The 18731-nt window shown below is 42.0% G+C and carries 16 protein-coding genes and 1 other RNA gene; 10 read left to right on the top strand and 7 right to left on the bottom strand.

Going from position 1 to position 18731, the window contains the following annotated elements:
* The first annotated feature begins 14 nt into the window (after window positions 1-14).
* Together NE535_RS05460 and NE535_RS05455 are read left to right on the top strand one after the other, a co-directional pair.
* The gene (locus NE535_RS05460) at window positions 15-1424 is read left to right on the top strand and encodes an AAA family ATPase (protein ID WP_261297660.1); all 1410 of its coding nucleotides are present in this window, start codon (window positions 15-17) and stop codon (window positions 1422-1424) included.
* A 61-nt stretch (window positions 1425-1485) separates the two neighbouring features.
* On the top strand, window positions 1486-2328 hold the full coding sequence (locus NE535_RS05455) for a Dam family site-specific DNA-(adenine-N6)-methyltransferase (protein WP_261297659.1): 843 nt from the start codon (window positions 1486-1488) through the stop codon (window positions 2326-2328).
* Between the two features lie 9 nt (window positions 2329-2337).
* Here the strand turns inward: NE535_RS05455 and NE535_RS05450 are convergent, their stop codons facing one another.
* Together NE535_RS05450 and NE535_RS05445 are read right to left on the bottom strand one after the other, a co-directional pair.
* Complete coding sequence (locus tag NE535_RS05450; protein WP_261297658.1) at window positions 2338-2517, bottom strand: DUF2970 domain-containing protein; 180 nt, start codon at window positions 2515-2517, stop codon at window positions 2338-2340.
* Window positions 2518-2519: 2 nt separating this feature from the next.
* Window positions 2520-2885 carry a hypothetical protein gene (locus NE535_RS05445; RefSeq protein WP_261297657.1) on the bottom strand — a complete coding sequence of 122 codons (366 nt, stop codon included), beginning with the start codon at window positions 2883-2885 and terminating at the stop codon, window positions 2520-2522.
* Window positions 2886-3191: 306 nt separating this feature from the next.
* On the opposite strand from NE535_RS05445, the gene rpe reads away from it, so the two are divergent.
* From rpe to trpS, 3 genes are read left to right on the top strand one after another with little or no spacing between them, the layout of a single operon-like run.
* Entirely contained in the window at window positions 3192-3860 is a 669-nt protein-coding gene (gene rpe, locus NE535_RS05440) for a ribulose-phosphate 3-epimerase (RefSeq protein WP_261297792.1), read from the top strand.
* A gap of 41 nt (window positions 3861-3901) precedes the next feature.
* Window positions 3902-4582 (top strand): phosphoglycolate phosphatase, encoded by a 681-nt coding sequence (locus tag NE535_RS05435; RefSeq protein ID WP_261297656.1) that lies wholly within the window; start codon window positions 3902-3904, stop codon window positions 4580-4582.
* Between the two features lie 33 nt (window positions 4583-4615).
* Window positions 4616-5614, top strand: coding sequence for a tryptophan--tRNA ligase (gene trpS / locus NE535_RS05430; RefSeq protein ID WP_261297655.1), 999 nt, complete (start codon window positions 4616-4618; stop codon window positions 5612-5614).
* A gap of 34 nt (window positions 5615-5648) precedes the next feature.
* Here the strand turns inward: trpS and NE535_RS05425 are convergent, their stop codons facing one another.
* Complete coding sequence (locus tag NE535_RS05425; RefSeq protein ID WP_261297654.1) at window positions 5649-6548, bottom strand: LysR substrate-binding domain-containing protein; 900 nt, start codon at window positions 6546-6548, stop codon at window positions 5649-5651.
* Between the two features lie 228 nt (window positions 6549-6776).
* On the opposite strand from NE535_RS05425, the gene NE535_RS05420 reads away from it, so the two are divergent.
* Window positions 6777-7679 carry a DMT family transporter gene (locus NE535_RS05420; protein WP_261297653.1) on the top strand — a complete coding sequence of 301 codons (903 nt, stop codon included), beginning with the start codon at window positions 6777-6779 and terminating at the stop codon, window positions 7677-7679.
* A gap of 63 nt (window positions 7680-7742) precedes the next feature.
* On the opposite strand, the gene NE535_RS05415 is transcribed toward NE535_RS05420, so the two are convergent.
* The 4 genes from NE535_RS05415 to NE535_RS05400 all read right to left on the bottom strand — a co-directional run bounded on the left by NE535_RS05415 (window position 7743) and on the right by NE535_RS05400 (window position 11178).
* Window positions 7743-8324, bottom strand: coding sequence for a BON domain-containing protein (locus tag NE535_RS05415; RefSeq protein ID WP_261297652.1), 582 nt, complete (start codon window positions 8322-8324; stop codon window positions 7743-7745).
* A complete protein-coding gene (locus NE535_RS05410) occupies window positions 8321-8914 on the bottom strand; it encodes a phosphoheptose isomerase (protein ID WP_188842316.1) in 594 nt (197 codons plus the stop codon). Before NE535_RS05410 ends, NE535_RS05415 begins: the two co-directional genes overlap by 4 nt.
* A 114-nt stretch (window positions 8915-9028) precedes the next feature.
* Entirely contained in the window at window positions 9029-9355 is a 327-nt protein-coding gene (locus tag NE535_RS05405) for a YraN family protein (protein WP_261297651.1), read from the bottom strand.
* Window positions 9352-11178: a penicillin-binding protein activator gene (locus NE535_RS05400; protein WP_261297650.1), complete on the bottom strand. Its 1827-nt coding sequence runs from the start codon at window positions 11176-11178 to the stop codon at window positions 9352-9354. The genes NE535_RS05405 and NE535_RS05400 overlap by 4 nt, the downstream gene beginning before the upstream one ends.
* Before the next feature lie 89 nt (window positions 11179-11267).
* Between NE535_RS05400 and rsmI the strand changes: the two genes are divergently transcribed.
* The 4 genes from rsmI (at window position 11268) to NE535_RS05380 (ending at window position 18602) form a co-directional block, all read left to right on the top strand.
* A complete protein-coding gene (gene rsmI / locus NE535_RS05395) occupies window positions 11268-12110 on the top strand; it encodes a 16S rRNA (cytidine(1402)-2'-O)-methyltransferase (protein ID WP_261297649.1) in 843 nt (280 codons plus the stop codon).
* Between the two features lie 74 nt (window positions 12111-12184).
* Window positions 12185-12530: RNase P RNA component class A (gene rnpB, locus NE535_RS05390), an RNA gene on the top strand.
* A 235-nt stretch (window positions 12531-12765) separates the two neighbouring features.
* The gene (locus NE535_RS05385) at window positions 12766-17667 is read left to right on the top strand and encodes a PAS domain S-box protein (protein ID WP_261297648.1); all 4902 of its coding nucleotides are present in this window, start codon (window positions 12766-12768) and stop codon (window positions 17665-17667) included.
* A complete protein-coding gene (locus tag NE535_RS05380) occupies window positions 17667-18602 on the top strand; it encodes a diguanylate cyclase domain-containing protein (RefSeq protein ID WP_261297647.1) in 936 nt (311 codons plus the stop codon). The genes NE535_RS05385 and NE535_RS05380 overlap by 1 nt, the downstream gene beginning before the upstream one ends.
* Window positions 18603-18731: the final 129 nt, after the last annotated feature.

Here is an 18731-nt window from a genome sequence, read left to right as displayed (position 1 = left end):
CGTGTGGTGGATCTTTGACTTCAGCATTATTACTACTTCCAACTCAAGAAGCACTTGTACAGCGTTTACAGCATACGGCCAGTTACAGTGGTCAACTGTTACTGCTATCTGGTCTAAAGGGATCAGGCAAGTCTACCCTGAGTTTGGCTCTAGCAAGCGAGTTAGATGAGCACAATTCTGCTTTAGTTCTGTGCCCGTTGCATGCTGACCCTGCCGAAATTCGCCGAAAAATCTTAGTTCAATTAATTTCATCGCCTATATTTGATGATGAAATGCCCCTTATGGATACCGTTATGCGTATCCAATCAACTCTTACTAAGCCGCTACATATCATTATTGATGATGCACATTTATTGCCTAAATCGCTGTGGGCTGAATGCATTTTATTATCTCAGATGCGCTGTGCAGGTACTAATATTGCAGTGACAATGGCAATAGATTCAGAATATTTAACAAAAGTAATGGCAGAGCTGTCTGAAGAAAGGCAGCAAATGCTATTGCCAATCAGCATTGAACCTTTACCAATCGCAGAACGAGACGGTTTATATCAAAGCTTACTGCTGCGAAGTGGCTGTACCCCCTTTATTCCACGAAGCATAATTCATCAACAACTTGAAAAGCAATCTGGTACACCTGAAGAGGTGGTTGAGCTATTAAATCTTGCTATTGCTGAACCTAAAGATGCACCAACCAAGGGTGCCAAGATGCTCAAATTCGCTATTGCTATGATTAGCTTATTGATAGTTGGTGGCACAGTTTATGGTGTGCTTAACAGTTCTGTATTTAAAGCGAATAATGAACCGCGATTTAGTCAACAACTCACTGCTACGCAACAACAGCAAAAAGATCAGGCTAACGTATTTTTAGCTCAATACGGTAAATTATTAGTGGCGCCTATGCTAACAGCACATAAGCGTTTTTTAGTGTTAGAAGAGGCTATTGATTCGAGGGAATTACCCATTCCGAAGCAACAAGCACCGGCTTTGATAAACACAATTAATGTTAATCAAGCCCAATCAGCGGATGAGAATGTCGCAGAGTCTACCGACATTCAATCCAGTAACACTATCGCGATATCATCTCAATCAGCGTCACTTGTCAAAAGCACTGAACCAATCAGTGTCCCCGCGGATGTGACGTCAAAAGTGACAGAAGTCGTTAAGCCTCAAGGCTATACTTTACAATTGGCAAGTGTGGTCGATAAGCAATCATTGGTTTCAATTACCAACAAATTGGTTCATGAAAAAGATGTCTATATTGCACGTTATAAAAATCGTTATGTCATTTTGTTTGGCCAGTTTGCTTCAACCACACAAGCGCAAAATCAGGCAAATAGACTTCAAGCAGAATTGGGCTTGAGTGAGCCTTGGCTAAGAAAATGGAGCGATTTGAGTGAACACATCATTGAGCAGGAAAATCGATGATAAACATGATTAAACAGAGTACAATCATCAGCTTTAATTTTGGCAGCAAGTAGCTCACTTTATGACAAAAAAACATAGAGCCTTTCTCAAATGGGCGGGTGGAAAGTTTAAACTCGTTGAAGAATTGTCTAAACATTTACCTAAGGGACAGCGCCTCGTTGAACCTTTTGTTGGTGCTGGCTCGGTTTTTTTGAATACAGATTATGACGAATACTTGTTGTGCGATATTAATCAGGATTTAATTAACCTCTATCAAATTGTGCAGCAGCAACCGGAAGCTTATATTACGGCAGCAAAAGCTATGTTTGTTGCAGATATGAATAATAAGGAAGCGTATTACCGCATAAGAGCAGATTTTAATCTAAGCCGAGATCCTTTTACACGCTCAGTGTATTTCTTATATTTAAATCGTTTTGGTTTTAATGGCTTATGCCGCTATAACCGTAAAGGTGGCTTTAATGTCCCTTTTGGTTCATACAAAAAACCTTATTTTCCTGAAGCTGAAATACGATATTTTTCAGAAAAAGCTCAAAAGGCAACATTCAAATGCATCGGGTATGAGGGAGCCTTCGGTTTAGCCAATGACGGTGATGTGATTTATTGCGATCCACCTTATGCCCCATTGTCGACAACCGCAAGCTTTACCACTTATGCCGGACCTGGTTTTAGCCTTGATGACCAAGCATTATTAGCGCGTCATTCACGTCATACTGCCCATAAGCGCAATATTCCAGTATTGATCAGTAATCATGACATTCCACTGACTCGAGAGTTATATCGAGGGGCGAAATTAGCTACGATAGCCGTTCAGCGAAATATCAGCCAAAAAGGATCATCGCGAAATAAAGTGGATGAAATTATGGCACTATACGATCACCATTATTTTGATGATGAAGTTTATTAGCGCAAGGGGCTAACTCAAAACTTGATTAACGATGGCCACAAGTGTCAGCACCAGAAAAACCGTTAGCATTATGCCCATTAGAATGAAAGGAATTGGCGAAGTGGTTTTAAAATCTCTTTGGCGATTTTTATCTGTTTGCACGCCGAAAAATGCCGCTATAGTGCTACTAAATACCTGCCACAAAGACAATTTTAAATTTGCTCAGGTTTTTTAGAGGTAGGTATATCAGTAATAGGCTTATCTTTATGTCCGTATAGCAGTTCAATTAAATCAATAAAGTGAAATTGACTTGAGCGGCTGTTACCTGTAATCCAATTTTTCCAACTGACATCATGCCCTTGAACAGCACAGCGATTATTGGGATGGCTGCTAGGTAAGCTGCTATTGTAATTGACATTTGCTTCGCAGGCACAGGCTTGAGTTGACGCCGTTTCGCCAGTCGTTGAAAACGACAAGCTGATGAACACTACCAAAGATGATGTTGTCACCGTAGCCACAATTGCTTGTAATGGCTTAGTGTTAAAGTATGACAATAAACGATTTGGACGCAGTTCCATGTTGGGGATCCTTTCCATTAATAACGTCAGTATCACAGTGAATACTATTCGCTTTATCTTCATCAACGTTTGATATAACAATATGTTAGTCATTAAAACACAAATAAAATTGCTTAATATCTGACTAAACACGGCGTAAAACTTTGTCGATTATATCAAACTAGTACAGTTTATGAACACCTATTAGTTATTTATTTTCAAAATCAAACTTCTGGCATACCCCTGGGTATTTTTTCATGGTTTGACTAGAGCCAAGCTGTTCCAAAGGGTAAACTACAGCCACACCCATTTTGCTGCGAGACCATGATGCAACCTTATTTAATTGCTCCATCAATCTTATCTGCTGATTTTGCCCGTTTAGGGGACGACGTTAAAGCTGTACTCGATGCCGGTGCAGATGTTGTTCATTTTGATGTAATGGACAATCATTACGTGCCTAACCTGACTATTGGGCCAATGGTTTGTACGGCACTGCGTAATTATGGGATCACTGCAGATATTGATGTGCATTTGATGGTAAAACCGGTAGATAGAATTATTCCCGATTTCGCTAAGGCGGGGGCATCAATTATTACTTTTCACCCAGAAGCTTCTGAGCATGTTGACCGCACATTGCAATTAATTAAAGAGTCGGGTTGTAAAGCTGGCTTGGTATTTAATCCAGCCACACCTCTGCATTATTTAGATCACGTAATGGATAAACTGGATGTCATTTTATTGATGTCGGTGAACCCAGGATTTGGTGGTCAGTCATTTATTCCTTCAACCTTAGATAAATTGCGTCAGGTACGTGAACGCATCGACGCCAGTGGTTATGATATTCGTCTTGAAGTAGACGGTGGTGTAAAGGTTGATAATATTGCTGAAATTGCCGCAGCAGGGGCTGACATGTTTGTGGCGGGTTCAGCTATTTTTAGTCAACCTGATTATAAAACTGTGATCGACGAAATGCGCAGTGAGTTAGCAAAAGTATAATCAATACGCCAACTTCATTAGTAATAGAAAGTAGCTAAACCATGACTAATTTTGACCAAATACGTGCCATAGCCTTTGATTTAGATGGCACTTTAGTTGACAGCGTGCCGGATTTGGCTGCCGCAACCAATGCAACATTACTTGAGTTAGATTTACCGCAAGCAAGTGAAGAGCAGGTAAGAGGCTGGGTGGGTAATGGCGCTAAAATGCTGATGCGACGAGCACTTAGCTTTGCACTAGCAAATGAGGTTGATGAAACGCTATTAATAGATACTATGCCTAAGTTTATGCACCACTATGGTTTGTTTTTAGAAAAACATAGCTGTTTATATCCTAATGTCTTATCGACCTTAACGGCTTTAAAGCAGGCTGGTTACCGTTTAGCTGTGGTTACCAATAAACCTTATCGTTTTACCATACCGTTATTAGAGGCTTTTGGCTTATCGGATTTATTTGATCATGTTCTCGGCGGTGATTCATTAGCCAAAATGAAGCCAGATCCTTTACCGTTAAATCATCTATTACAGCAATGGCAAATAGAGCCACAACAGTTATTGATGATAGGTGACTCTAAGAATGATATCTTAGCGGCTAAATCTGCCAATGTGACGGTTATCGGCTTAACCTATGGTTATAACTACGGTGAGCATATTAGTTTAAGTGAACCGAATGAAGTGTGTGACAACTTTGACCAAATCGGTCAGTTTTTACTTTCTAAATAATTTTAAAATACAGTAATTGGAGCAACAAAACCCATGACTAAACCCATTGTTTTCAGCGGAGCACAGCCATCTGGCGAATTAACCATAGGTAATTATATGGGCGCGCTACGCCAGTGGGTGGCAATGCAAGACACGCATGATTGTATTTATTGTGTGGTAGATTTACATGCAATTACTGTTCGCCAAGACCCAGCAAAACTGCGTGAAGCGTGTCTTGATACCCTAGCGCTGTATTTAGCATGTGGTGTTGACCCAGATAAAAGCACGGTGTTTGTGCAATCACATGTACCACAGCACACCCAATTAAGCTGGGCGTTAAATTGTTATACCCAAATGGGTGAGCTGAATCGTATGACTCAGTTTAAAGATAAATCACAAAAGCACGCTAATAATATTAACGTTGGACTATTTGGTTATCCCGTCTTAATGGCAGCTGATATTTTGTTATATCAAGCGCAATCCGTGCCTGTTGGTCAAGACCAAATGCAGCATCTTGAGCTGACCCGTGACATCGCAACACGTTTTAATAATGCCTATGGTGACACATTTACAGTGCCCCAAGCATTTATTCCAGAACACGGTGCTAAAGTCATGTCGTTGCAGGACCCTTTGAAGAAAATGTCAAAGTCAGACGACAACCGCAATAACGTCATTGGTTTGTTAGAAGAGCCTAAAGCTATTCTAAAGAAAGTGAAAAAAGCCATGACTGACAGCGACGAGCCACCAGTGGTTCGTTTCGATTTTGATAACAAACCGGGCGTGTCTAATTTATTAAGCTTAATGTCTGGTGCGACGGGTAAATCTATTGCTAGTTTAGAAGCGGAATTTGAAGGCAAAATGTATGGCCATTTGAAAGTGGCTACTGGCGAAGCGGTTGTGGCTATGCTTGAGCCATTACAGGAGCGTTTTAAGCAGTATCGTGCTGATGAGGCTTATCTTGAACAAGTGATGAAGCAAGGGGCTGACAAAGCCAAAGCTCGTGCCCAAGAAACCATTGATTTAGTGTATAAAAAGATTGGTATGATCGTTTAATACCCAATGGCTTTCAGCTTAAAAACCAGTATCACTAGATACTGGTTTTTTTATCCTCGTTGGTTTGCTGCAGCAGCCATCGAATAAATGCGGCAATACCTGGTTGTTTTTTCTTTCGGTGTTTACACAAGAAATTAAACCTAAAATCGGTAAATACTGGAGGTAAATCAAGCGCCACCAAACGGCCTGATTTAATATCAGACTCGACCATAAAGTCAGATGCCAGTGCAATGCCTTGTCCGGCGTTAGCCGCTTCAATCGCCAGTAATACGTGACTAAAAACATGCCTTTGCTGAGCTCGATTAAAATGCCATTGATTGTGCTGTCCCCAAAAATCCCAATCAAGACCCAAGCCAGGTTCATCCACTGCTAGCAATGATTGCTTTTCAAACCAATCGGCGTTGAACATCTCCTGTTGTTGAAATAATTCAGGGCTACAAACAGGGATCAACCGTTCGTTATGAAGCGTTGTTTGCCAAAATCCAGTTTGCTCATGTCGACCGCAAATAAACATGTCAGCAACAGAATCACTTAGCATTGGCTCATCCGTGATCATATTAAGGCGAATATTGTATTGAGGATATTGGCGTTTAAAATCACCTAAGCGCGGAATAAGCCATTTAATTGCAAATGAACTGAACACGGCCAATTGTAAATGTTGATTTTGCTCTCCAGTGATCCGCAAACTTAGATCATTTAATTGATTAAAAATTTGCTCAAGTTCATCAAATAGAATGTGGCCTTTTTCAGTTAACTGGAATTGCTTTCCTGAGCGATGAAACAGTGTTTCACCAAAGTAGTTTTCAAGCTGTTTTACCTGATGCGATACCGCGCTTTGGGTGATACATAGCTCTGTTGCAGCAAGCGAAAAATTGAGGTGTCTGGCAGCAGCTTCGAATACATGTAAGCTTCTTAGTGGAGGAAGTTTTCGCATTACTGGGTAGGGCCTTATCGTTGGTTGTAAGCGTTTATTAGCCACTGAATAGGTTATGAGCACAGTGGATAGCTAATTTGCAACAGTGCCAAGGAGGACTTAATTGCGTATTTTAATCTATTCAATATTAACTATTAATTTATCTCATACATGAGTAAAAAACATCATTATTATTCATGTTAGGTGATCGCTATGATGGCGCCTTATTAAATCGTAGTGAGCAAAAACATGCAGCCATCAGTCTTGTTGGGTATAGGATTATTGATTATCGGTAATGTTTTTAGTGCCCTTTATGATGTGTCAGTTAAATGGTTACCATCGAATGCTGATGCCGCCAGTTTTTTACTGATCAGGCAAGTATTGTCAGTGTTGATGATGTTACCGCTATGGTTATATAGCGGTCGCTCACAAACAAGCCATTATAAAATGCATTTTTTTCGCGCCAATATCGGTGCCATTGGTGGCTTGTGTTTTATTATCGGTTTGATGTCTTTGCCTCTCGCCACCGCGGGTGCTTTGTTTTTCTCAGGCCCTATTATGATTATGGTACTGGGGGCGTTATTACTTAAAGAAAAAGTGACTTCATTGCAGTGGATAGCGGTCTTTTTAGGGTTTATAGGTATTGTCATTCTTTTAAGACCAACGCAAATAAATTGGTTTGCTGTCATAGTGTTAGTCAGTGCGCTAACTTTTGCAGTCAGCCAACTGACACTCAAAAAACTGCCATCGACTGAAAACCCTGCATTAACCCTGATGTTGAATAATTTATTCAGTTTACCGCTTGTGTGTTTGATGGTGGTTTTTTTTGGTGAGCTGACAATATCTGTCGACATCATTTTGGTGGCTTTAATGAGTAATATCTTTTTGCTGATATACCAGTGGTTTTGCTTTTGTGCTTATCGAAAGACACAAGCTAGTGATATTGCAATTGCCGAATATACCGGACTACTATTTTGTGTGTTCTTTGGCTGGTTGTGGTTTGACGAATGGCTTGATGGATTAAGCTGGTTAGGTGCGGGATTGATTATTTTACCTTCGTTAGTGCTGCCTTATATCACACACCAGTGGCGCAAGTTGCAAGGCCATAAATTGGCATTAGCTAAAAAATCACACCCAATAATTAGCGGGTAATAGAAAAGAAAAAGCCTCTAAAAATAGAGGCTTTAATATTGTTATTCGCTGTTGAGGTGATGATTAATCTTCTTCTTTAGGCTCAACATATTCGAAGACTTTAATGACCTTACGAACACCTGCAGTGTTGCGGGCGATGTCCACAGCCAGTTCGGCTTGATTGCGTTCGATTAATCCAAGTAAAAAGACTTCACCATTCTCAGTAATTACTTTTACTCGCGTGATGTCTAAATCTTTTTCATTTAGCATCCGCCCTTTTACTTTGGTCGTGACCCAAGTGTCATTGCTGCGGGTGGTAAATGAGGTTGGATTACCAATACGTATCTGATTGTGGATCTTGCCACCAATGTTTAACTCTTGCACCGCTTTGATGGCTTTATCGCGCAACATAGAGTTAGGTGCTTGGCCAATCATGAGTACATTGCTATTCATGACCACACCGGTGATGTTGGTTTGATTGTTAATGTCTTCATGCTTTGACAGTGCACTGGAGATTTCAAAGTCGGCGTTAGTATCGCTTATTTGAGTAGACATACTACGCTCATCATTGGCCATTTTGGCACCACCTACGGCGCCAATCATTACCGCCCCTGCACAACCTTGAAGTAAAACAAGGGCAGAAATGATGGCTACAAGCTTTATCATGCTTGCTCATCCTGTGGGAATAAGGTGCGATCAATGTTGTCGCATAAGCAATGAATGACCAGTAAGTGGACTTCTTGAATACGTGCAGTGACATTTGATGGTACGCGAATTTCAACATCCCCTGCGCTCATTAAGCCTGCCATTGCGCCACCGTCTTTGCCGGTTAACGCCACAATAGTCATGTCACGGCTAAGCGCGGCTTCCATTGCTTTAATCACGTTACCAGAGTTACCACTGGTTGAAATGGCTAATAAAATATCGCCAGGTTGACCCAGTGCTAAAATCTGTTTTGAGAAAATTTCATCATAGCTATAGTCATTTGCAATCGCTGTGATGGTTGAGGTGTCACAGCTTAGCGCGATGGCTGGAAGTGGTGGGCGCTCGATTTCATAGCGGTTCAATAGCTCAGCAGAAAAGTGTTGTGCATCGCCGGCGCTGCCACCATTACCACACGAAAGAATTTTGTTACCGCCAAGTAGACATTGCACCATCATTTCAGCAGCTTTTTCGATTGACTCAGGTAATGCTTCAGCCGCATCAATCTTAGTTTGAATCGACTCAGTGAAACTGTCTTTAATACGTTCTAACATGCAACAATCCTTACGATATAGAATTTTTACTGACGGTACACATATAGGATGTGATCACCGTCAAGTGTGTGTCGATATAATGCCATAAATCAATGCTGTGGTAACTATTGAAGCTCAAAAACATCCCTGAATCCAAGTTATTTGTGCGTTATTATTGGCAATAACGTCAAATCGGCAGGGAGGGTTGATGCCTTGTTGCTGTAAATAGGCTTCAGCACAGCGTCGGATGCGCTGAATTTGTTTAGCGCCCAAAGCATTAATAGCACCGCCAAAGGCTTGCGACTGACGATATTTTACTTCAATGAAAACTAGCGTGTGCTGGTCTTCCATGATGAGGTCAATCTCGCCGAACTTATAACGCACATTTGCAGCAACAAAGTTGAGCCCTTGTTGCTGTAAATATTCTCGGGCCTGCTGTTCGGCAAGTTTGCCATCTATCATAATGGGGTTAATTGGCCTTGTTGGTACTTACCCCACGTTAACTGGCGATCGATCAAACCATTTGGCTGCACTGATAATGCACCGCTGCGGCCATTGAGTTGATATCCAGGAAATGCCTGCATTTGTGCTAAACGATTAACTAATTCAAGTGCATCATAGCCCATCACATATAAACGCTTTTGGCTGTTATTCCAGGTGCCCCATAATGATTCAACCATCCGAGTTTCATTGCTGGATTGCATTAACCAAGGGATATCGCTAATCATCACTTTGTTCAGCTCTTGTGCGGATTGATTGGATTCTTTTTCTAATCGGCCACGGCTAGAGGTATAAAGCGCTACAGGTTCAGCAAAGACACTGAAATTGACATCTAAAAACGCTTTGAGTAATGATAAGTCTTGCGATGCAGATATCATATAAATGGCATCGATATCCTGACGTGAACGAAAATCCGCTTCCAGCTTGCTGCCTAAAATTTCTTTCATACGGGCAATTCTAGCCTGGCTGTCTTTTACGCCTAAGGCTTCTTGCACGGTTAATTTCATCTGATCGCCACGGTCGAAATAATGGATTTCAGCGTTACTTTCGGTCAAAGTCAGCCATGTTTGGTTAAAGCTTTCGGCCATCCGTTTCCCAATAGCATCGTTACTGGTTAACAATAAGGGTAACTTAATGCCATCGGCAAACATTTTTCTGGCGGCATCACTCGCTTCTTGAGCGGGGGATAATGAAAAATAAAATTGATTTGGCTTAGGTTCAAACTGCTCTAATTGGTTCAAATATAGTTGAGGGATCAGCTGCTCTTTGGCTTGATTGGCGCGCTGTAACTCTTCAACTTCATTTGGTAGCAAAGGCCCAATAATAAAATCAGCACCCATATCAGTAGCTTGTTGATAGGCCGGTTGTACGCCTATTTGACTGTCGATAAAGTGAATCGTCACATCATTATCAAACTCAGCCATATAACTGGCTAAAATGCCCATTTTGATCGGTTCAGCAACCGCGGCTCTTGGCCCACTCAAAGGTAATAATACTGCAATATTTTGCGGTCTAAACGGTTTAGCGTTAAGGGCTTTTTCTAAATCAGAAGGTAATTTCATCGCACCTGGGTGATGTGGGTTATTTCGTTGCCATTCCCCTAAATAACGTACTAACTGAGTTGGCTCAATGGCGTAATGCTTGGCAATATAAGCCAACTGCAACCAACCTGAAAATACTGGATTAGCAGGCTCGCGCATAAAGGTTTGAATGGTTTCTTCTTGAAGCGGCTGTAATACCTGCCAAATAACATCATTTACCTGAGTTGATTCAGTTTTAGGCAAGTAGTTACTCAATAAGCTGAGTTGCCTAATTTGGTCAATAGGTTGTTGCAGTGACTTATACAGGCGCGCTTTGTATTGATGATAAGTGGCCATCTGCCAACGAGGTAATTGCCAATGCGGTGGATATTGCAATTTAGTCAGCGCGGCTTGCTTATCTTGCACTTTTTCAGCAATGCGGGCATTTAAATAAATATGCTCAGCCTGAATAGTCGGCACCTTCACCATACTTTTTTGCATTGACACAAGTATGTTGCTAGCAGAGCTATAATTACCGTCATTTATGTACGCGTGCGCAGCGAGCAAAAGGTAGCGATCACGTTTTTCTGGCAGGCTGCTTTTGCTGGCTTCAGACAAATAAGTGCTGGCCGGTTGCTCAACCGACACTAAAGACGTGTTGACAATTGAGTCAGGATCAGTGGTTTTAGTCGCAGCACAACCAATCAATAATGTTGAAAGTGTCAGTGCCGATAGAAATTTAATTGAAATCAGTCTTTTTAACACAGGGCTTCACTCTGGTAAGATATTGGCTTTAGTTTAACCTGCTCTTACGCTGGGCGAAAGTCTTGCACAAAGAGATTATTGAGGTAGTTATGGATCAAGCCGCAGCACTGTATATTGTGCCCACACCCATTGGCAATTTAGCGGATATCAGTAGCCGTGCAATTGAAGTGTTAAATCAAGTCAGCTTAATTGCCTGTGAAGATACTCGCCACAGCGGCAAGTTGTTAAGCCACTTTGGCATTGAAACCCGTAAAACGGCACTTCATGACCATAACGAACGTGATAGAGCACAGTGGATTATTCAAAAACTGAGTAACGGTGAGGCCGTAGCCTTGATATCTGATGCTGGCACGCCGCTGATTTCAGACCCAGGCTATCATCTGGTTAAACAGGTGCGTGAAGCAGGTTTCAATGTGGTGCCATTACCGGGACCATGCGCTGCAATAACCGCATTAAGCGCTTCAGGTTTGCCATCAGATCGATTTTCGTTCGAAGGTTTTTTACCTTCAAAAGAAAAAGGCCGCATCGATAAATTGTTAGCTTTAAAAGAAGATCCAAGAACGTTAATTTTTTATGAATCACCACATCGTATCGTGCACAGCTTAGAATCTATTGTTGCGACTTTAGGTGCTGACCGTGAAATCGTCATGGCCCGTGAAGTGACCAAAACCTTTGAAACGTTTTTATCTGGCGCAGCGGCAGATGTGTTGCAACAGGTAAAAGACGACTTGAATCAACAAAAAGGTGAAATTGTGTTGATGTGCCATGGCCACAGAACTGATAGCGAGTCAGACATTCCTGCTGTCGTGGTCAATACATTAAAACTGTTATGCCAAGAGCTACCCTTGAAAAAAGCATCAGCATTGGCGGGTGAAATTCACGGTATTAAAAAGAATGCACTTTATAAATACGGCTTGGAAATTGGTCTATAGATTCAATTTCATCGGTTTGCGCTAAAGTCATATTTTAGATGGTTTGTTGCAGTAGCTTACGCTATAATCCGCGCCGAGTTGGCCAGACAGTTGCCGCGTACGTAAGTACGGGGAGGAAAGTCCGGGCTTCAAAGAGCGGGGTACCAGGTAACGCCTGGGCGGTGTGAACCGACGACAAGTGCAACAGAGAGAAGACCGCCAATCTTCGGATTGGTAAGGGTGAAAGGGTGCGGTAAGAGCGCACCGTGCGGCTAGCAATAGTCCGTAGCAAGGTAAACTCTACCCGAAGCAAGACCAAATAGGGTCCCGTATGGCGCTGCTCGCGTTGGGACCGGGTAGGTCGCTTGAGCCTGTGAGCGATTGCAGGCCTAGATGAATAACTGTCCACGACAGGACCCGGCTTATCGGCCAACTCAAACCTTTCTATTAGAAGGCCTCACAGCGATGTGAGGCCTTTTATGTTTCCGCCTCGAACTCACTTTTTAGCATGATTAAGCCTAGTCAGTATCATTTCATCCAACCACTTGTTGTTTTGTGTCTTATCGCTTTTTACTTTTGTATGACGATGTTTTATTTATTGTTAGTTATTCGGCTGGCGAAATCTTGCTGACTAGTCCAAAATCATAACTCTATGATTTTAAGAAATTTGGCGATTATGAATTTGTCTTTTGGCTTTAAAAAAGCAGCTAAATTAGGCTCAGGTGTGTTGATTATTGGCTTAGTCATCAGCGTAGGGCTAACGTGGTGGATCAATGAAGCCAATGATTTGGCTATAAAAAAGGCACTTCAGTCAACGTCAGAACACATTAGCCGAAATGTTTTAGAACGTATTACCTTGTATCAATATGGCTTACGAGGTGCAAGAGGCATGATTACCACGGCAGGTGAACATCATGTGTCGCGTGAAGGGTTTATTCGTTATAGCTTAACCCGTGAAGTAGATAAAGAGTTTCCTGGTGCGCGTGGATTTGGTTTTATCCGCAGAGTCTTGCCTGAGCAAGAAGCCGAGTTTATTGAAAAAGCTCAGCAAGATGGTTGGCCTGTTTTTGGCATTCGTCAGCTTGCTCCCCATGATGATGAGCGATATGTTATTCAATACATTGAACCTGTAGAGCGTAACTATTCTGCTGTTGGTTTGGATATAGGCTCAGAAAAACAGCGCCGTGATGCTGCCGAGGCTGCGATGTTGTCGGGTGAGGTGACCTTATCTGGACCAATCACCTTAGTGCAAGCTACCGGAAAACCATTGCAATCTTTTTTGATTCTCATGCCAATTTATCGCAATGGAACCACACCAACGACCACTGAAGCGCGCGAAGCAGAGGCATTCGGCTGGAGCTATGCTCCTCTGGTCACGAATGAGGTTTTGATCGGATTAGATTTATATCAAAAAACGACTAAGTTGCAGTTAAGTGATATCACCCAGCTGAATAATCCGATCCCATTTTATAAAACCGACGCAGAAGATACCCATATTCATTCCCCGTACCAGTACACCATTAATAAAGAAGTGTTTGGCCGTAAATGGCAATTTAAAATTACCGCTTATCCTGAATTTATTCATGCATTACACCTTAATCGTCCAAGTTTAATTTTTTCCTATACTGCGGTATTCAGTCTTTTATTGGCCGCATTGGCCTCTTTATGGTCGTTAGGAATACAACGTAAACAACAGATGCTAGCTGAGCAGGCTCGACGGGCTAACATGCTGGAGCATTCGCTTGATGGCATTATTAGTTATGATCTTGATGGCAGGGTGACGAGTTGGAATAAAGGGGCTGAGTTGCTATTTGGTTATAGTGAATCAGAAGCGATGGGGTCCGACAGCGCAACGCTTATTGTGCCTAAAGAAAAAGTACACCATGAGAAAGCGGCATTTCGTAAAGTGTTAATCGGTGAAACGGTTTTAAATCAGGTGTCTAAGCATCAATGTAAAGATGGTAAATTAGTCTCTACCTCAATGACAGCTTTACCCATTATAGATGGGCAAGGGGATATTGTAGGTATAAGCCAAACACTTCGCGATATCACCGCTCAACAAGATGCGGAACTACGCATTATTAAATCAAATGAAAGTTTAGAGTTAAAGGTTGCCGAGCGAACCACTGAATTACTACAAGCTGTTTCAGAAAACAAAGCGTTGCTGAAATCGATAAACAATCAACTAGTGTCAACTGTCACCGATACAGATGGGATTATTCTAGAGGTTAATGACTATTTTTGCCGCATGAGTGGTTACTCTCGTGAAGAGCTAATAGGTAAAAATCATTCTATTTTAAAGTCGGGTGAGCATGATGATGTCTTCTGGCAAACGATGTGGGCTCAAATTAAATCAGGTGAGTCATGGCATGGTGAAATTTGTAATTGCGATAAACAGGGCAATATTCATTGGTTTGACACAGTCATTGGTCCAGTGATGGATGAAAATGGCAATATCGAACGTTTTATTGCCTTAAGTACTGATATTACTGAGCGTAAATTTACTCAAATTGAGAAAGCGCAACTGAGTTCGTTGCTCTCTAGTGTGTTGGATGCAGCGTCGGAAATATCGATTATTGCCACGGATGAAAATGGCCTAATCACCATATTTAATCGCGGTGCAGAGTTGTTATTAGGTTATGAAGCCAGTGAGTTAGTCGGTATTACTAGCCCAGCGTGTTTGCATTTACATGAAGAAGTACAGGCCAGATCAATAGCGCTATCAGCCGAATATGGCTTTAGCATTGAAGGGTTTGATACATTTGTTTATAAAGCGAAAACAGAAGGGCCTGAAACTCGTAATTGGACTTATGTTCGTAAAGATGGCTCACAGTGTCAGGTATCGTTATCGGTCACGGCTATGCGCGATAGTGCAGGGAACATATTAGGTTACTTAGGTATCGGGGTAGACATTACCCAAACGTTACTACAACAAGAAGCCCTATTAACTGCCAGCAACCATTTGAGCAAGGCCTCCGATGTGGCCAAACTGGGTATTTGGACCTTTAACATACAAGATAATAGTTTAGAGTGGAATGATCGTATGTTTGCTATTTACGATCAGCCGTTAACATTGCGTGATGAAGGGTTGGAGTATCAACACTGGTTGGCAAAAGTTCATCCGGATGATACTGAGATGGCAGAGCGCAAACTGCAAGATGCCATAGCGGGGCATGGCACCTATGATCTGGTATTTAGAGTATTGAAGTCAAATGGTGGAGTTCGCTATGTGCAGGCCGCTGCGCAAATTGAGCGGGATAAACATGGTAATGCGGTAAGAGTGATAGGTATTAACCTTGATGTGACTGAGCAGCGTGAAATTGAAGTCACCTTACGTGAAGCTAAACAGCAGGCCGATGAAGCGAATGCGGCAAAATCGGCATTTTTAGCTAATATGAGCCATGAAATTCGCACCCCGATGAATGCGGTACTGGGTATGTTGCAATTGATGCTACACACGACGATGTCTGCCCAACAACAGGACTATATTACCAAAACCCAAACCGCGGCTAAATCCTTATTAGGTTTGTTAAACGACATTCTCGATTTTTCTAAAATTGAAGCGGGTAAGTTACTGTTAGATCCACAACCTTGCGAAATTGAAATGCTAATGCGCGATCTTGCGGTAGTATTGTCGGGCAATTTAGGTAACCAAGATGTGGAAGTGATCTTTAATCTTGATCCTAACATTCCATCTTGGCTACTTATCGATAAACTAAGGCTGCAACAAGTATTAATAAACCTTGCGGGTAATGCGCTTAAATTTACCCACAGTGGACAGGTGATTGTTGGCATTGAATGTTTAGAAGCAACAGAACACAACAGAACGTTGCGTTTTTCTATCACAGATACTGGTATAGGTATCAGTGAAGAACAAATGGGGCGTATTTTTACCGGTTTTGAGCAAGCAGAATCTTCTACCTCAAGACGTTTTGGCGGTACAGGGTTAGGGCTTGCTATTAGTAAGCGTTTAGTGGAGTTAATGGGGGGCGATCTTCTTGTTACCAGTGAGCTAGGGCAAGGTAGTTGTTTCTGGTTTGATTTGGTTCTGCCTGCATTACCGACCGCAACAGAAGTGAACATTGATATTCAAGGTAAACGTATTTTAGTGGTGGATGATAATCACACAACTACAGATATTCTGGCCAAAATTTTGCTGGATTTTGGTTGTGAAGTTCAATGTGTTTATAGTGGTGTAGAGGCGATAGCACAATATGAGCAAGCCAGTGGCATGCAAACACCGTTTGATATTGTACTGATGGATTGGAATATGCCAGTTCTCAATGGCGTTGAAACGGCGCAGCAATTACAACAGCTTGCTTTAGCACAACAAATCGCTACTCCCGCAGTGATTATGTTAACTGCTTACAGTGAAGAGGTATTAAGCAGTCCCTCTTCTGAAGCGCTTTCACCTTTTGTGCATTTTTTAACAAAACCTGTTACATCGCAATTACTCGCAGAGTCCATTAATCTGGTACTAACAGGCAAGGTCGCGTCGTCCCCAGTGCAAATGCTGTCACAAAAGCGCTTACAAGGATTAACCATCTTAGTGGTGGAAGATAATCAGCTAAATAGACAAGTTGTTGACGAGCTGTTGACCCTTGAGGGGGCTAAAGTGGTATTGGCAAAAGGTGGCATAGAGGGCGTTGCGTTTGTCACCCAGAGCCAACAGACATTTGATATTGTGATTATGGATGTGCAGATGCCTGATATGGATGGGCTTGAAGCAACACGACTTATTCGATCTGATAACCGTTTTGAGTTATTACCTATTCTTGCCATGACAGCGAACGCATCTCAGTCCGATAGGCTTGATTGTATCGCTGCAGGGATGAATGATCATATTGGTAAGCCAATTGATATGCCAAAACTTATCCCGAGCATACTAGCCTTGGTGGGGCGTGAGTTTAATCATTCTGTGTACGACAATTCCGTAGTTGAATTAGGTAGCTCAGTTGTTGAAACGCCCGCAGAAAATGAGTCGTTATTTGACAGCCTAGAACAAACCCTCAGCCGTTTTGGTGGCAACGAAGCCTTTTTCAACAAGATGGCTCATGAGTTTGAAATCGAATTGAATAAACAATTACAACAACTTCATGATGCCGTTGCCAAAGAAAATAAGGCTCAGGTAGCCGCAATAAGTCATGGGTTAAAAGGGTTTTCAAGTAACTTTGGTGCTAAGGCCTTAGCTAACTTTACCGCCTATATAGAAGCACAATGCAAACAAGGCGAGCCGAATGCACAGCAATTGAATGAGTGGACTGATAGGTTATGCGATTTAGCGCAAGAAAGCGTGCAGCACCTTAACGATTACCTTGCTGAATCGTCCCCTAATGAGACTAATGTAGTGCTTCAAACCAACGCTAACAGTTCAATTGGTGCGGGAGAGCATGACACCATCATGTTATTAAAACAGATGTTGCAGCAGAGTAATCTTGAAGCGATGACGATTATTGAAGATACAGCATGTGTCTTATCTCACCACCGACGATGGCCAGAATTATATTCACATGTTCAAGCGCTAGAGTTTGATAAAGCGTTAGAGGTACTCACTATGATTGAAACGGAGGTGAGTTAATGTTGCAAACTCAATTATTGGATTTAGCCGATGATGTAAAAGGGAAGATTTTGCTGGTGGATGATCAACCCACCAACATTAAAATTCTACATCAATTGTTTAATAAAGAATTCGATATGTACATGGCAACAACAGGAAAACAGGCGCTTGAAGTGTGTAATAACGTACATCCTGATGTGGTTTTACTGGATATTGAAATGCCAGGCATGAATGGTTTTGAGGTATGTGAAGCACTAAAGTCGGATCCAAGGACCGCAAATACTGCGATTATTTTTATCACGGCTCATTTTGATGAAGAGCAAGAGGTCAAAGGATTTCAATTAGGCGCGGTAGATTTTATTCATAAACCAATTAACAGCATCATTACCACCGCAAGAGTGCAAAATCAGTTTTTGTTAAAGCGACACTCTGATTTACTTAGGGCCATAGCGCTACAGGATAGTTTGACCGGAGTGGCTAATCGACGTCAGTTTGAACGCTCTTTGCCTGATTCTTGGCGTCATTGCATTCGTCACCATCAGCCAATGTCTTTGGTTATGTTGGATGTCGACTTTTTTAAGCGCTATAACGATAAATATGGCCATCAACAAGGTGATGATTGCCTGCGCTCGGTGGCTCAAGCTATTCGTGGTGTAGCGGGGCGTCCATATGATCTTGTTGCGCGATATGGTGGCGAAGAATTTGTGTGTATTTTACCTGATACTAACCTTGATGGAGCGTTATCGATAGCCCAAAAAATGATATCTGCGGTGCAGGACTTAGCGATAGAGCATGCAGAATCAACTATCTCAGATTCAGTGACCATTAGTGCAGGGGTGTCGACCATTTTTCCTAAGCTTGATTCTTCATGGGAACATGTGTTGAATGAGGCCGATAAACAGCTTTATTTGGCTAAAAAGGACGGTAGAAATCAAGTGAAAGGCACCTCATTGTAAATGGGCCATTTTTGTTGCACCACACTCCAACGCTGCTATGAGATGATTGGCCGGGGCCGCCATTTTTAGGGCTGTGGCACTTCATTTTTAGGACAATGGTACTAACAGTCACTTGCAATGAGGAAACAA

The organism is Shewanella holmiensis, from assembly GCF_025370255.1.
Taxonomy (GTDB): domain Bacteria; phylum Pseudomonadota; class Gammaproteobacteria; order Enterobacterales; family Shewanellaceae; genus Shewanella; species Shewanella holmiensis.
The sequence above is the reverse complement of the archived record's forward strand: the minus strand, read 5'-3'. Positions and strand labels throughout refer to the sequence as shown.

Bases quoted from the DNA above. Each gene is read 5' to 3' on its own strand.
- NE535_RS05455 (WP_261297659.1), top strand. From the start codon at position 1,486: ATGACAAAAAAACATAGAGCCTTTCTCAAATGGGCGGGTGGAAAGTTT.
- NE535_RS05445 (WP_261297657.1), bottom strand. From the start codon at position 2,885: ATGGAACTGCGTCCAAATCGTTTATTGTCATACTTTAACACTAAGCCA.
- rpe (WP_261297792.1), top strand. From the start codon at position 3,192: ATGCAACCTTATTTAATTGCTCCATCAATCTTATCTGCTGATTTTGCC.
- NE535_RS05435 (WP_261297656.1), top strand. From the start codon at position 3,902: ATGACTAATTTTGACCAAATACGTGCCATAGCCTTTGATTTAGATGGC.
- trpS (WP_261297655.1), top strand. From the start codon at position 4,616: ATGACTAAACCCATTGTTTTCAGCGGAGCACAGCCATCTGGCGAATTA.
- NE535_RS05425 (WP_261297654.1), bottom strand. From the start codon at position 6,548: ATGCGAAAACTTCCTCCACTAAGAAGCTTACATGTATTCGAAGCTGCT.
- NE535_RS05420 (WP_261297653.1), top strand. From the start codon at position 6,777: ATGCAGCCATCAGTCTTGTTGGGTATAGGATTATTGATTATCGGTAAT.
- NE535_RS05415 (WP_261297652.1), bottom strand. From the start codon at position 8,324: ATGATAAAGCTTGTAGCCATCATTTCTGCCCTTGTTTTACTTCAAGGT.
- NE535_RS05410 (WP_188842316.1), bottom strand. From the start codon at position 8,914: ATGTTAGAACGTATTAAAGACAGTTTCACTGAGTCGATTCAAACTAAG.
- NE535_RS05405 (WP_261297651.1), bottom strand. From the start codon at position 9,355: ATGATAGATGGCAAACTTGCCGAACAGCAGGCCCGAGAATATTTACAG.
- rsmI (WP_261297649.1), top strand. From the start codon at position 11,268: ATGGATCAAGCCGCAGCACTGTATATTGTGCCCACACCCATTGGCAAT.
- NE535_RS05385 (WP_261297648.1), top strand. From the start codon at position 12,766: ATGAATTTGTCTTTTGGCTTTAAAAAAGCAGCTAAATTAGGCTCAGGT.
- NE535_RS05380 (WP_261297647.1), top strand. From the start codon at position 17,667: ATGTTGCAAACTCAATTATTGGATTTAGCCGATGATGTAAAAGGGAAG.